The organism is Hyphomonas jannaschiana VP2, assembly GCF_000685215.1.
GTDB classification, from domain to species: Bacteria; Pseudomonadota; Alphaproteobacteria; order Caulobacterales; family Hyphomonadaceae; genus Hyphomonas; species Hyphomonas jannaschiana.
In genome coordinates this window covers 43,094-56,859 of the sequence record NZ_ARYJ01000005.1, presented here as the reverse complement: position 1 = coordinate 56,859, position 13,766 = coordinate 43,094, and the positions used below count along the sequence as shown (strand labels likewise).

Sequence of the window (13,766 nt, the reverse complement as noted above, 5' to 3'; positions counted from 1 at the left end):
ACGGCCATGACTTTCTTCCTACCCGTTTCGATAGGCAGACCTTCCCATTCCGGGATCGGCTGCTTGAATTGACACAAAGGACTAGAAGTAATGGCAACTGGCAAAGTGAAATGGTTCAACGACCAGAAGGGCTTTGGCTTCATCAAACCTGATGAAGGCGGCACGGACGTGTTTGTTCACATCTCCGCAGTTGAACGCTCGGGCCTCCGCACGCTGGCGGAAGACCAGGCAGTTTCCTACGAGCTCTACAAGGACGAGCGCCGCGGCAAGACCTCGGCGGTGGACCTGAAGATCCTCTAAGGGTTTCCTGATTTTCAGGAATGCGAACGGCAGCTCTCCGGAGCTGCCGTTTTTGTTTGCGGCAAAGCTGGCCGCTACACTTGACCGCCGTCTCACGATCGGAAAAGGTTCACCCCTAAAGAGACGGGGCGCGCAATCGGAATGAGACATTTATTTGGATACGGACTGGCAGTCCTGGGCATGGTTTTGTCACTGTCCCTGACGGCCCGGGCCGAGATGCCGGCGGGAACGGTCTCCGGCTTCAATCAGGCGGTTCAGTCCGGTGACCCTGTTGTGATCGTTGCGGCCGCGAGGGAGATGGGTGCGACGGCGATCGCGCATCCGGAAGACCCTCAGGCGGTTGCGGCCGCCTTCGAAGCGGCCAATCAGCTCTGCCTGCGCGGCGCCTGTGCCGATGCGGTGCCCATGGTGACCTTCCTCAGCCAGCGGGAAGAGAGCCCGCCGGTGAGCCAGGCTGAGTTCGATGTGCTGAAGGCTTTCGCGATCTGGTCGGCCAGCGAGGGGGATGCAGCTGCGGACGACGCGTTCCGCGCCGTGCTCGCCGCAAATGAGGCGGCCCAGCCCAGCCTGCTGACCGTGTCTGCGTTCGAGGCGTTCTATGTGCCGGCCACGCAGACCTCGGACTGGGATGAGATCACGTCGCGGACCGGTATGGCGGCATCCCATCTGAAACCGGTCCGGGATCTCGTGCCGGACCGCTGGGCCATCGCCGAACTCCTCTCCGCCACCGCGGATTTCAACGAGAACCGGGATTTTGCCTCTTATGACAAGATCAGCGATCTTGCGGCATGGCTGCGCGGCAAGCGCCGCGATGAGGCGCTGAAGGCGCCGTTACGGTCGCTGGATTATCAGGCCATGGCCTGGAGATATGCACTTGGCGCGTACTTCCGCTCTTTTGAAAATGTCAGTTTCAGCAATGTCAGCAGGGATGGACGGTTCAAATACGAGAATGAATTCGATCAGGCGGAGGAAAGAGCCGAGGCCATCCTGGCAGAATTTCCGAAGACGATGTCGAGTGAGCCGCCTTTCTGTTCCGGTAAAGTTGTGAAGCCGCCAAGACCCACATACCCTTCCAGTGCTGCGCGCAGGGGGTATGTCGGCGCGGTTGTGCTCGGGGTCGATTTTGAGGACGGTGAGATCAGCAATATCGAAGTGCTCGCATCCATCCCGGATGATACGTTTGCCAGTGCGTCTGTGAGGGGAATGAAGACGTTTCGCTGGAAATTTGATGAGGTGCAGGAGGAGCCCGGCTGCACGCGCACGAAGAAGACGGCCATGATCTATCCCTTCGAATATGTCATGCGCTGAGCGTCCCTCTCGACAGCGGGCGCCTACAGCCTTATATAAGCTACCAAGTCGAAACATATCGGCGGCGGTTCCGGAAACGGGGCCGCCGCTTTTCTTTACCGGAAGGTCCACAAGACCCGCATGATCGCCCTGACTGAACAGGAACGCCGCATTCTCAGCCTCGTCACGCCTGTGGCCGAGTCTCTGGGCATGGAGATCGTGCGCCTGCGCATCCAGGGCGGGCGCCGGCCGCACCTTCAGATCATGGCCGAGAAAGAAGGCGGCGCCCCGACCGATGTCGAGGATTGCGCCCGCCTGTCGCGCGCCATTGGTCCGGTGATGGAAGCCGAAGACCCGATCAAGGAAGCCTATACGCTGGAGGTTTCGACCCCCGGCATCGACCGGCCCCTGACCCGGGAAGGGGACTTTGGCCGCTGGATCGGCCATCTGGCCAAGGTGGAACTGGCCCGTCCAATCGATGGCCGCCGCCGCTTTACCGGCGTGATCACGGCGGAAGATGAGGACGGCGCGCATATCGAGCTCGACGATGAGGTGGAGCTGGTGGCGCACGTCCATGAGATGAGCAAGGCCAGCCTCGTCCTGACGGATGAGCTGATCGAAGCGGCCCGCGCGTCCGGCAATCTGCCGCCGCAACCGGATGAAGACGACCTCGGCGATCTTGAGATCGACGAGACAGAAGACAACACAGACTCCAACGAAGAGACGGGAGACGTCACATGAGCGCTATCGGCGTTTCAGCCAACAGGCTCGAAATTCTGCAGATCGCCAAGGCCGTGGCCGAGGAAAAGTCGATCGACCAGAACATCGTCATCGAGGCGATGCAGGAAGCGATCGAAAAGGCTGCCAAGGCGAAATACGGCCAGGAGCATGACATCCGCGCCACCATCGACCCGGTGACCGGTGAGCAGACCCTGCTGCGCGTCCTGACCGTCGTGTCCGACGAGGACTTCGAGGACGAAGCCAAGCAGCTGCGCCTCGCCGAAGCGAAGAAAATCGATGCGTCGCTCGAGATCGGCAGTGAGCTGACCGAAGAGCTGCCGCCGTTCGATTTCGGCCGCGTCGCTGCCCAGACCGCCAAGCAGGTCATCATGCAGAAAGTGCGCGATGCCGAGCGTGAGCGTCAGTACAATGAATACAAGGACCGCGTCGGCGAAGTCATTTCCGGCGTCGTCAAACGCGTCGAATACGGCCATGTGATCGTCGACCTCGGCCGTGCCGAAGGCATCATCCGCCGCAATGATGGTATCCCGCGTGAGAACTTCCAGCCGAACGACCGCGTGCGCGCCTATCTTTACAAGGTTTCCCGCGAGACCAAGGGCCCGCAGATCTTCCTGTCGCGCGCTGCGCCGGAATTCATGGTCAAGCTGTTCGCCCAGGAAGTGCCGGAAGTTTACGAGGGCGTGATCGAGATCAAGGCCTGTGCCCGCGATCCGGGCTCGCGCGCCAAGATCGGCGTGATCTCCAACGACAGCTCGATCGATCCGGTCGGCGCCTGTGTCGGTATGCGCGGTGCGCGCGTGCAGGCGGTTGTGGGCGAACTGTCGGGCGAGAAGATCGACATCATCCCGTGGAGCTATGACGACGCGACCTTCATCGTGAACGCGCTGCAGCCGGCCGAAGTGTCGAAAGTGGTGCTGGACGAGGAAGAGCGCCGCGTGGAAGTCGTCGTCGCCGACGACCAGTTCCCGCTGGCCATCGGCCGCCGCGGCCAGAACGTGCGTCTCGCTTCGCAGCTGAGCGGCTGGCAGATCGACCTGATCACAGAAACCGCCGACTCCGAGCGTTACCAGCGCGAATTCCAGGAGCGGACCGAACTGTTCATGAAGGCGCTCGACGCCGACGAGACGCTGGCCCAGCTGCTGGCCTCGGAAGGCTTCGAGACGGTCGAAGAGATCGCCTATGTCGCCCCGGAAGACTTCATCTCGATCGAAGGCTTCGACGAGGATGTGGCGGCCGAGCTGCAGGAACGTGCCCGCGAATACCTCGAGCGCCTCGCTGCTGAAAACGATGCCAAGCGCAAGGAGCTGGGCGTCGAGGATGCTGTCATGGAATTGGAAGGCATGAACCCGTCCTTCGCGGTTCGCCTCGGCGAGGAAGGCGTGCAGACGCTGGACGATGTGGCTGGCCTGGTGCCGGACGACATCACCGGCTGGCGCGAGCCGGGCCCGGACGGCAAGCCGGTCTGGGTTGAGGGCATCCTGAAGAAGGGCGAAATGCGCAAGGATGACGCCCAGATGTTCATCATGAAGGCCCGCGTTGCTGCTGGCTGGATTGAGGCCGACGCCATCGACCAGATGATTGCCGCGCAGAAAGAAGCCGAAGCCCCGCAGGAGCTGACCGAGGAAGAGCGCGCACTGCTCGCCCTCAACACGCTCGACGGCGGCGCGGAAGAGGAAATCGACCTGGGTGACCTCGGTGACCTTGGCGATCTCGATCTCGACGCACTAGCAGCGGAGGGCGGCGATGACGAAGCCGCACCCGAAGAGTGATGTCGCAGTAGCCGGCACTGAAGGAAAGACTGCGGACGGAGGCGATGCTTCCGTCCGTCAGTGCGCTGTGACGCGGGAGCGTCTCGGCAAGGAGGCGCTTGTGCGCTTCGGACTTTCGCCCGATGGCGTTGTCACGCCGGACGTGGCGGAAAAGCTTCCCGGGCGCGGGGTCTGGATCAAGGCAGACCGCGCTGTCCTGGCCGAAGCGGTGAAGAAGAATGCGTTTGCCCGCGCATTCAAGACATCCGTCCAGGTTCCCGATGGCCTTCCGGATACGGTGGAAGGCCTGCTGGTGCAGCGTTTCATCGGCCTGATCGGCATGGCGAAGAAGGGCGGCGACGTCGTGATCGGCTTCGATCAGGTGCGTGATGCCCTGCAGAAGCGGGCGCCCGGGCTGCTTCTGGAAGCCTCTGACGGTGCAGAAGATGGCCGTTCGAAGCTGTATTTCCTCGCGAAAGGCCTATATAGCGGGGTGGAAGTTGCGGGTGCCCTGACATCGGCTGAATTGGGCATGGCATTCGGACGTGAGCGTGTGATACACGGTCTCGTCCGCAAGGGGCCTTTCGCCAAAGCTCTGAAGGCCGCGTATGCGCGCCTTGCCGGGTTTCGGGAGAGGCCGGAGCTGGACTGGTTTACGGATCAGGATCGGTAGCGGACAAACCGCCTTCGCGCCATGTGGGTGCGTTGGCCAGAATTGTGATATGTAGGACGAATGAGCGATACGAAAGACACTGGTGGCAATACGGGCGGGCGCAAGCCGCTCACTGTTTCCCGCAAGACCTCGGGGACGGTGAAGCAGAGCTTCAGCCATGGCCGGTCCAAACAGGTCGTCGTGGAGACGAAGAAGCGCCGGACGGTTGGTCCTGGCGGATCTGAAGGGTCCGGTTCCGCACCTGCGTCCGCAGGCGGAAAGGCCAAGGGCGAAGCGACGCTTGAGCAGAAGCTGAAGGCCATCGCGGCCCAGCGCGGCATCACGGTTGCCGAACTGATCGCGCAGCAGAAAGCGCTGGCAGAACAAAAGAACAAGCAGAACGCGCGCGCCAAAGAGATCGAGAAAGACAAGGCAGCTCAGGAGCGCCTCCGGTCCGAACAGGAGCGCAAGCTTCAGGAACAAAAAGAACGCGAAGAGGCTGAAGCCCGCCGCAAGGCTGAGGAAGAAGCCCGCAAGGCCGCCGAAGCGGCTGAGAAGGAGCGCGCGGAACGGGCGAGCAAGTCCTCGTCTTCCCGCGCCAAGGCTGACTTCCAGCCCGCGTCGGACGGTGCCCCGCCTGTGGCAGACGATGGCGGCGGCCGCAGCAAGCGCGGCAAAGGCGGCCGTGATGACCGCAATGACCGGTCGCGTAATGAAGCCCCGTCGCGGGGCGGACGCGGTGGCGACTCCCGCCGCCGTGGCAAGCTGACCATTACATCCGCGCTTGGCGATGATGCCGACCGTCAGCGGTCGCTGGCATCGGTCCGCCGGGCACGCGAACGTGAACGCGAACGTCGTGGCGGCGGCGGTGATCAGCGCGAAAAAGTGTCCGTCGAGGTCACGCTGCCGGAAACGATCACGCTGCAGGATCTGGCCGGCCGGATGAACGAACGCGTCGCCGACGTTGTGAAGTTCATGATCCAGCAGGGCGAGATGCTGCGCGGCAACGACATCATCGATGCCGACACCGCTGAACTGATCGCCGAGGAATTTGGCCACACGGTGAAGCGTGTTGCTGAGTCCGATGTCGAAATCGGTCTGGAAGGCGCTGAGGACGATCCGAAGGATCTGGAACCGCGCCCGCCGATCGTGACGATTATGGGCCATGTCGACCACGGCAAGACCTCGCTGCTCGACGCGCTCCGCAAGACAGACGTGGTCTCGGGCGAAGCCGGCGGGATCACCCAGCACATCGGTGCTTATCAGGTGAAACTGAAGTCGGGTGAACGGATCACCTTCCTCGACACGCCGGGCCACGCGGCCTTCACGGCGATGCGCGCCCGCGGCGCAACCGCGACCGATATTGCGATCATCGTTGTGGCTGCCGATGACTCGGTGATGCCGCAGACGATTGAATCCATCAATCACGCCAAGGCGGCCGGTGTCCCGATCATCATTGCGGTCAACAAGAGCGACCTTGAAACGGCCAATCCGGACAAGGTGCTGACAGACCTGCTGCAGCATGATGTTCAGGTTGAGAGCATGGGCGGTGAAACTCAGGCGGTTGCCGTGTCGGCCAAGACCGGCATGGGCCTGGATGAGCTGACCGACGCCATCTCGCTACAGGCTGAGCTGCTTGAGCTGAAAGCCAACCCGAAGCGGGACGCAGACGGCATCGTGGTCGAAAGCCAGCTCGACAAGGGCCGCGGCCCGGTTGCAACTGTGCTGGTCAAGCGCGGTACGCTGAAGCGCGGTGACATCGTCGTTGCCGGCACCCAGTGGGGCAAGGTCCGTGCCCTGGTCGATGAACGCGGCCAACAGCTGAAAGATGCAGGCCCGTCCCAGCCGGTCGAAGTGCTCGGCCTTGATGGCGCGCCCGATCCGGGTGAGGCCTTCGTGGTCGTCGATACCGAAGCCCGCGCCCGCGAAATCACGGATTACCGTGTCCGGACGAAGCGTCAGGTGGCAGGCAAGGCCGGTGCTGCGGCACGCGCCTCGCTGGACCAGCTGATGACCCGCCTGAAAGAGGGCGCGGTCGAAACGTCCGAACTGCCGGTCGTCGTCAAAGGCGACGTGCAGGGCTCGGTCGAGGCGATCAGCCAATCGCTGGACAAACTGTCCACCGAGGAAGTCCGCGCCCGCGTCATCCACGGCGCTGTCGGCGGTATTTCCGAAAGCGACGTGCTGCTGGCGAAATCGTCCGAAGCCCCGATCTTCGCGTTCAATGTCCGCGCCAACAAACAGGCACGTGACCTTGCCGAGAAGGAAGGCGTGGAGATCCGTTATTACTCGGTGATCTACGACCTGATCGACGATGTGAAAGCGACGCTTTCGGGCATGCTGGCACCGGAGAAACGCGAGACCTTCATCGGCTATGCCGAGATCCTCGAAGTCTTCAACATCACCAAGGTCGGCAAGGTTGCCGGCTGTAAGATCTCCGAAGGCAAGGTGCTTCGCGGTTGCGGCGTCCGCCTCCTGCGCGACGATGTCGTAATTCACGAAGGCAAGCTGAAGACGCTGAAGCGCTTCAAGGATGAAGTGAACGAAGTCACCGCCGGCATGGAATGTGGCATGGCGTTCGAGCGCTATGACGACATTCGCGTCGGCGACAAGATCGAGTGCTTCCAGGTTGAAGAAATCGCAAGGACCCTCGACTAAGCTGGTCGGTGATGACTGAACCGCTGTCCGTCGCCGGCCTGCTGACCGAAAAGGATGTCAGGAAACTGACACGGCTGGCACGTGGCGGAACGGTTGGTCCGACTGCGGTCTATTATGCGGGTGTCACGGCGCCGATCATTTCGGCCAGCATGTCTGTGCTGATCCGCAATGCGATGATCATGGTCGGTGCCAGCCCTTACTGGCAATGGCTGGTCGCGGCGCTGGTCGCGGCGTTTGCCGGGATTGCGTGGTATCTGATCTTCATCCGGTGGTCCTATCGCCACTCGCATGGGCGCGGGACAGAAACATCGCTGGAGACCCGGATCGACCTGGAAGACGACGGGGTGGTTATCCGGCGCGGCGGTATCGAAACTCGCGCGGCCTGGCCAAGTGTTTCAGATGTGGCGGTGTCCGGAGGGTATGTGACGGTGCAGCTCGTTGGGGCGGCGCCGCTGATCATCCCCAGTAAATGGTTTGGCAAGAACAAAGCCGCGCGCCAGGCATTCGTGGCCCGGCTCAAAGAGAAGGCTCTACCTGATGGCCCGTAAAGCAGCCCCGCCCGGCATGCCGTCCCAGCGCCAGCTGCGCGCTGGCGAACTTGTCCGTCATGCCCTGACCGACATTCTCTCGCGCGAAGCGTTCCGGGATCCGGACCTTGAACAGGTCATGATCACGGTCGGGGAGGTGCGCTGCTCGCCTGATCTCAAGCATGCGAATATCTTTGTTTCGCCGCTGGGTGACGATTCCGAGGAGGGGCGGACAAAGCTGGCCAACGCGCTGAACCGGGCTGCCGGTTTCCTGCGCGGGCGTCTCGGCCGGGAAGTCGATCTTCGTTACACGCCGGAATTGCACTTCATTGCTGACAAATCATATGATGATGCCACGGCAATTGACCGTCTTCTGATGGATCCCAAGGTTCGGCGGGACGTAGAAGGCCAATAAATTCAGATATTTAGATGCGCAGTCACCGGCCACTTCTGGCCGGTTTGCTTAAGCTGTTGGAAATGAATCCCATCTAGGAAAGGATTGTCTTGGGTATATCGTAGATTTTATCGGGTCGCCGTCTGGCGAAGGCATATGAACGATTCTCCCAAAGAGGAACGCGCTGAAAAGCCGTTCTGGCAATCACGTCCCTGGATTGATGGCGTCTGGCTTGTTCTGGTTTTCGGGGCAGTCCTCCTGATCGCAATTCGCATTGAAGCGTTTGACTATGTTCTGCATCTCTCCGATGCGCATGAACACTGGGAACTCGACGAGATCCTGACAACCTTGATGGTGCTGCCGATCGGGCTGGGCATTTATGCCAAGCGCCGGCTGGATGACACGCGGCAGGAATTGCGGCGCCGCAAGGCTGCGGAAGAAGCAGCCAGCCAGATGGCGCTGCATGATCCGCTGACGGGCCTTGCCAATCGCCGCAAAGCACAGATTGAGATCTCCGCAGCGCTGGAAGAGGCCGAAAGCGCGCCGGTCACGATCGTGTCCCTCGATCTCAACCGGTTCAAGCCGGTGAATGACCTCCACGGCCATGCCGCAGGGGACGAACTTCTGCTGGCGGTAGGGGCGCGGCTGGTCAATGCCGCCGGGCCGGATGCGTCGGTCTATCGTTTCGGTGGTGATGAATTCTGCATTCTCCTGCGCGGCGCATTCTCTGAAGATGAATTGCTGGCGCGTGTCGAGGCGATTTATCTCGCTTTTGACCGCCGGTTCGATCTCAGCGAAGTGTCCGTGTCGGTTGGCGCGAGTGTCGGGGTGACCACAACATCTGACCCGGCTGACAGTATCGACACGCTGCTCGCCCAGGCAGACGCGGCGATGTATCGGTGCAAGCAGGCGGGACGAAGCGGCTTCAGCTTCTTCGAAGCCGGTATGGAAGTCGCCGCCCTGCGCCGTGCCAAGATCGAAGACGAGCTGCGCAGTGCGCTCGCCGAAGACAGGATCCAGGCGCATTTCCAGCCATTGGTCCGTCTCGAGGACAAGGCGGTGATCGGTTATGAAGCGCTCGCGCGCTGGTGCATGGGTGACGGGACGTGCCGGGAACCAGAAGACTTCATCACCATTGCTGAAGAAGCGGGTCTTATCTCCGATATATTTTATGCGGTGCTGCGTAAGGCGGCCCGGGCCGCGCGCTCATGGCCGGGGGACATGAAGTTTTCGGTCAATCTGTCTCCGGTGCAGTTCAACGACCCCTGGCTTGTCGAGCGTATCCTGCAGATCCTCGTCGATGAAGGCATCGCGCCGGGACGTCTGGAAATTGAGGTGACCGAGAATGCACTGGTCGGTGACTTTCAGATCGCCCGGGATGTGCTCTGGGTACTGAAAAAACAGGGTATACATATCTCGCTGGATGATTTCGGGACGGGCTATTCCTCCCTGCGTCACCTCAGTGAATTGCCCTTTGAGACGCTGAAGATCGACCGGTCGTTTATCTCGAACCTGTCTTCGGACGAGACCGCACAGACCATCGTCCGCACGGTCACCTCAATGGCGCACAGCCTGGGGCTCTCCGTTACGGCTGAAGGAATCGACTCGGTCGATAATGCGATGACCGTGACCGAATATGGATGCGACGTGGGGCAGGGGTTCCTGTTTGGCCGGCCCGAGGCGCGCGGTATCACCGGTGACAGGACGGAGGAGACGGACGCCGACAATGAGGCCGCCGTTCCGGATGACCCTCACCGCAAGCATGCCTGATGCAGATGGCCACTCTTAAGCGGTGGCACGCTGACGCGCCGTCCGGGCCGTAAAACTGCCGCTGACGGATGATACGCTTCATTTTCAGCTCCATCTGGAACTGGACTGCCCGTTCTGAAGTCGGCGAATCTGGCAGTCGCAGTGACCGGCTGTTTCTGGACCCGTTGTAAGTTGACTTACTCTGGCCACATTGCGAGCATTTCATGACAAGTTGATAAGCGGCCACGGATATGGCCTGGAACAGGGGCCCGAAGAGGGGCCCGAAGAGGGGCAAGTGATGGATCGTCAGACGCTCGACATGGAGGGCGCCCGCCAGGGTGAGATTTCCGCAGCTTCGCTGCAGATGGGTGACGATACGATTGCCATCCAGCGCATCGCCACCATGACGGTGGAGGCGAATGACTTTTTTCCCTGGGATACGCCGAAGAACCGGGTGACGCAGAAGGGCTATGCCACGGCCTTTGTGTCGCTGATGTTCTTTGCTCTCATGGGCATTGGCTGGTGGGCGGTCCTGCCGGGCCGGCCGTCCAGCATGGTGATGCTGGGTATCGGCGTCGTGATGCTGATCGGCGCCATGATCTGCGGTCTGCGCGCGGGCATGATCGCGGCGAAGCTGCGGGTAAAGCAGAAATATTTCCGCCTCGTCATCGGCACATCGGATGCCCGCCAGATTCCGCTGGTGGACGACAATCGTGACGTGCTGTGCAAGATCCGCGATGTGGTGCGCCACAAGATGGACACCGACGACCGGACGATCACCGGCGATTTTGACCTCAATCTCGACATCGTGAACCTCAAATCCCCGAACGATCCTGATCCGGAACCGCCGCGTGGCCGGTCTGCCGCCGCGCCGCAACGCGCCGGTGAGCCCGAGTCGAAACCGCTGCCCGAGCTGGACGAGGCCGACGACGACCCGCCGCTGCCAAAGCTCGCCCGACGGCATGATGACGACCATCAGGACGCCCTGTTCGACAAGGTGGCCGAGGCGATGAAGCCCGCCTCCTGACTGGCTTCCTGAAGCGGCGCTGCATTCCGCCCGGTTGACGGCGAAGGCCCGCCCGCTTAAGGCCCTCGCTTTCCATTCTGCCAGACCGCATCGCGGCGTCCGATCCGCCGGCCGGTGCAAGGGAGTTGATCTTGGCGAGACAGCGCAAGCGCAAGGGCGATCCGGTCACCGGGTGGCTGAACCTGTTCAAACCTGTGGACATGACCTCCACCCAGGCCGTGGCGATCCTGAAGCGCCGCTTCAATGCCGCAAAAGTCGGCCATGGCGGCACGCTTGATCCGCTGGCAGACGGTATCCTGCCGATTGCCTTTGGTGAGGCGACCAAGACCGTCCAGTGGGCGATGGACGCCGAGAAGGAATATGTCTTCACCATCCGCTGGGGCATTTCCACCGCCAGCCAGGACGCAGAAGGGGAAGCGACCGCCACCTCTGATGCGCGGCCCACGCGGGAAGCGGTCGAGGAGCTCCTCAAATCCTATGTCGGCACGATCGAACAGGTGCCGCCGAAATATTCCGCCATCAAGGTAGACGGCCAGCGCGCCTATGACCTTGCCCGCGAGGGCGAGGATTTCGAACTGAAGGCCCGCGAAGTGGACGTGTTCGACGCCGCCGTGATCGGCATGCCGGATGCGGACCATACGGTGATCCACGTCACTTCCGGCAAGGGCTTCTATGTCCGGGCCATGGCGCGGGACCTGGCGTTCGACCTTGGCTGCGAGGGCCATATCAGCCAGCTGCGCCGCACGCGCGTCGGCAATTTTGGCGCCGCGCAGGCCGTGCCCATCTCCAGGATCGAGGAGACCGAGGACAAGGCCGAGCTGCTCGCCCTGCTGCAGCCGGTGCAGGCCGTGCTGGACGACATCCCCCAGCTCACCATCACCCGCGACGAGGCGGCCAATGTGCGCCAGGGTCGCGAGATCCAGCTGATGCCCCACCTTGTGGAACAGTGGCGGGCCGAGCGCGTGGAGGACGACCGCTCCGCCCTCGTCATCTTCGACGGACAGGCCGTCGCCATGGGCGAGGTCCGCGCCGGACGGTTCGAACCGGCCCGCGTGTTCGTCGCCTAGAGCGTCGCCATGTCGATCACGAAGCGGTACTTCACGTCGCTGGCGACGACGCGGTCATAGGCTTCGTTGATGTCCTTCATGGCGATCACTTCCACATCGCAGGTGATGTCATGTTCGGCGCAGAAGTCGAGCATGTCCTGCGTCTCTTCGAGGCCGCCAATGCCGGAGCCGGCAATGCGCCGGCGGTTGGCCAGCAAGAGGCCGCCATGCATTTCTTCCAGCGGCTCGATCGCGCCGACAATCACCATTGTGCCGTTGCGGGCGAGCAGGCCCAGATAGGGGTTCAGGTCGTGCTTCACCGGCACGGTGTTCAGCAGGAAATCGAAGCTGCCCAGGTGCGCTTTCATCTGTGCCCGGTCTTTCGAGACCAGCACATCGCTGACGCCGAGGCGGCGCGCATCCTCTCCCTTTTCCGGTGAGGTGGTGATCATCACGACCTCCGCGCCGAGGGCGACGGCGAACTTGATGCCCATATGGCCAAGGCCGCCGAGGCCGATCACGCCCACCTTGTCGCCCTTGCCGATGTTCCAGTGCTTCAGCGGCGACCAGCTGGTGATCCCGGCGCAGAGCAGGGGGGCGACCTTTTCCGGCGGCAGCTTCTCAGACACTTTCAGCACGAATTCCTGGCGCACCACGATCTGGCGGGAATAGCCGCCAAAGGTCGGCCCGCCGATCACGGGCTCAATCCCGCCATAGGTGCCGACCATGCCTTTCTCGCAATATTGTTCGTCCCCGTCATGACAGGCCGGGCAGGCGAGGCAGGCATCCACCATGCAGCCGACCCCGACGAGATCGCCCACCTTGTGCTGCGTCACGTCCGGGCCGGTTTCGCTGACCCGGCCGATGATCTCGTGCCCCGGCACGAAGGGATATTTCGAGCGGCCCCATTCATTGCGCGCGGCGTGAATGTCGCTGTGGCAGACGCCGCAATGCGTGATGTCGATCAGCACATCGTTCGGCTGCAGGTCGCGGCGCGTGATCTCGAACGGCTTCAGCGCCTCCGTGGCGCCCTCGGTTGCATATGCGTGAACCTGCATGATGTGTCTCCCTTTATCCTTTGGGGAAGCATTTCACCCGCGCGGGGCCTTGTCCATGCGTGCCGGTGCGGGAGGCAGGCCCAGCACTTAAAGCCGGACTGGCGGCTGCCATCCGGTTGCGGGTTGATGTCTGCCCCCTCGAAGAGGCCAAGGCGCGGCAGGCGCCGTGGCGCTCCGCCTGGTGTTGAAAAAGGCTACGGAATGGAGCGTTACCGCCCGCCGCGCCGATTGGAGATTTCGCTATCCGCCGACACGTCCGCCGTTTCATGCCCGGATGCACCTGGCATGCCCGGCCGGCCCAGCAAGAGGGTAAGCCCTCAAACCGGATCCGCCATAACGGGACCGGCCTTGGTAGGTGGTATTTCCCTTCACCCCCGTCGAGACCGGAATCGCTAGACTTGCCCACGGCCGTTACCCCGGGTGCAAACCAATCTCTCCAATCCTCCCCAAGGCAAACCGAACGGTACCGGCCCGGCCCCCGCCCGGGGGAGACGTGCAGGATGGCAGGGGAGGGATATGGGGTGGATTTGGGTGGGGGAGCGAGGGGCGGGCTTGCAGTGGTGGTTGGGGAGGGCGTGG

At 62.2% G+C, this 13,766-nt stretch carries 12 protein-coding genes; 11 read left to right on the top strand and 1 reads right to left on the bottom strand.

All coding sequences use genetic code 11. From position 1 onward, the window contains the following. Positions 1-90: 90 nt before the first annotated feature. From HJA_RS08720 to truB, 11 genes are all read left to right on the top strand, one after another. Positions 91-300: a cold-shock protein gene (locus HJA_RS08720; RefSeq protein ID WP_035569491.1), complete on the top strand. Its 210-nt coding sequence runs from the start codon at positions 91-93 to the stop codon at positions 298-300. A gap of 180 nt (positions 301-480) precedes the next feature. Continuing rightward, positions 481-1,608 (top strand): energy transducer TonB, encoded by a 1,128-nt coding sequence (locus tag HJA_RS08715; RefSeq protein ID WP_035581115.1) that lies wholly within the window; start codon positions 481-483, stop codon positions 1,606-1,608. Positions 1,609-1,665: 57 nt separating this feature from the next. After that, positions 1,666-2,328, top strand: a complete 663-nt coding sequence (gene rimP / locus HJA_RS08710; protein ID WP_277813102.1) for a ribosome maturation factor RimP — start codon at positions 1,666-1,668, stop codon at positions 2,326-2,328. Beyond that, positions 2,325-4,097 carry a transcription termination factor NusA gene (gene nusA, locus HJA_RS08705; RefSeq protein ID WP_035581109.1) on the top strand — a complete coding sequence of 591 codons (1,773 nt, stop codon included), beginning with the start codon at positions 2,325-2,327 and terminating at the stop codon, positions 4,095-4,097. The genes rimP and nusA overlap by 4 nt, the downstream gene beginning before the upstream one ends. Continuing rightward, positions 4,072-4,749 (top strand): RNA-binding protein, encoded by a 678-nt coding sequence (locus tag HJA_RS08700; RefSeq protein ID WP_035581105.1) that lies wholly within the window; start codon positions 4,072-4,074, stop codon positions 4,747-4,749. Before nusA ends, HJA_RS08700 begins: the two co-directional genes overlap by 26 nt. A gap of 60 nt (positions 4,750-4,809) precedes the next feature. Then, positions 4,810-7,386, top strand: coding sequence for a translation initiation factor IF-2 (gene infB / locus HJA_RS08695; protein ID WP_035581101.1), 2,577 nt, complete (start codon positions 4,810-4,812; stop codon positions 7,384-7,386). 11 nt (positions 7,387-7,397) lie between these two features. Next, on the top strand, positions 7,398-7,934 hold the full coding sequence (locus HJA_RS08690) for a YcxB family protein (RefSeq protein ID WP_035581098.1): 537 nt from the start codon (positions 7,398-7,400) through the stop codon (positions 7,932-7,934). Beyond that, positions 7,924-8,328, top strand: a complete 405-nt coding sequence (rbfA, locus tag HJA_RS08685; RefSeq protein ID WP_035581095.1) for a 30S ribosome-binding factor RbfA — start codon at positions 7,924-7,926, stop codon at positions 8,326-8,328. Before HJA_RS08690 ends, rbfA begins: the two co-directional genes overlap by 11 nt. Positions 8,329-8,463: 135 nt before the next feature. After that, on the top strand, positions 8,464-10,077 hold the full coding sequence (locus HJA_RS08680) for a putative bifunctional diguanylate cyclase/phosphodiesterase (RefSeq protein WP_051597531.1): 1,614 nt from the start codon (positions 8,464-8,466) through the stop codon (positions 10,075-10,077). Positions 10,078-10,354: 277 nt separating this feature from the next. Continuing rightward, positions 10,355-11,083 (top strand): hypothetical protein, encoded by a 729-nt coding sequence (locus HJA_RS08675; protein ID WP_035581092.1) that lies wholly within the window; start codon positions 10,355-10,357, stop codon positions 11,081-11,083. A 131-nt stretch (positions 11,084-11,214) separates the two neighbouring features. Then, a complete protein-coding gene (truB, locus tag HJA_RS08670) occupies positions 11,215-12,150 on the top strand; it encodes a tRNA pseudouridine(55) synthase TruB (RefSeq protein ID WP_035581089.1) in 936 nt (311 codons plus the stop codon). Here truB and HJA_RS08665 read toward each other — a convergent pair. Next, positions 12,147-13,187: an NAD(P)-dependent alcohol dehydrogenase gene (locus HJA_RS08665; protein WP_035581086.1), complete on the bottom strand. Its 1,041-nt coding sequence runs from the start codon at positions 13,185-13,187 to the stop codon at positions 12,147-12,149. The two genes, truB and HJA_RS08665, sit on opposite strands and share 4 nt — an antisense overlap. Positions 13,188-13,766 lie beyond the last annotated feature (579 nt).

What these genes read in the sequence shown, in the direction of transcription:
- HJA_RS08720 (WP_035569491.1), top strand. Translation starts at nt 91, where the DNA reads ATGGCAACTGGCAAAGTGAAATGGTTCAACGACCAGAAGGGCTTTGGC.
- HJA_RS08715 (WP_035581115.1), top strand. Translation starts at nt 481, where the DNA reads ATGGTTTTGTCACTGTCCCTGACGGCCCGGGCCGAGATGCCGGCGGGA.
- nusA (WP_035581109.1), top strand. Translation starts at nt 2,325, where the DNA reads ATGAGCGCTATCGGCGTTTCAGCCAACAGGCTCGAAATTCTGCAGATC.
- HJA_RS08700 (WP_035581105.1), top strand. Translation starts at nt 4,072, where the DNA reads ATGACGAAGCCGCACCCGAAGAGTGATGTCGCAGTAGCCGGCACTGAA.
- infB (WP_035581101.1), top strand. Translation starts at nt 4,810, where the DNA reads ATGAGCGATACGAAAGACACTGGTGGCAATACGGGCGGGCGCAAGCCG.
- HJA_RS08690 (WP_035581098.1), top strand. Translation starts at nt 7,398, where the DNA reads ATGACTGAACCGCTGTCCGTCGCCGGCCTGCTGACCGAAAAGGATGTC.
- rbfA (WP_035581095.1), top strand. Translation starts at nt 7,924, where the DNA reads ATGGCCCGTAAAGCAGCCCCGCCCGGCATGCCGTCCCAGCGCCAGCTG.
- HJA_RS08680 (WP_051597531.1), top strand. Translation starts at nt 8,464, where the DNA reads ATGAACGATTCTCCCAAAGAGGAACGCGCTGAAAAGCCGTTCTGGCAA.
- HJA_RS08675 (WP_035581092.1), top strand. Translation starts at nt 10,355, where the DNA reads ATGGATCGTCAGACGCTCGACATGGAGGGCGCCCGCCAGGGTGAGATT.
- HJA_RS08665 (WP_035581086.1), bottom strand. Translation starts at nt 13,187, where the DNA reads ATGCAGGTTCACGCATATGCAACCGAGGGCGCCACGGAGGCGCTGAAG.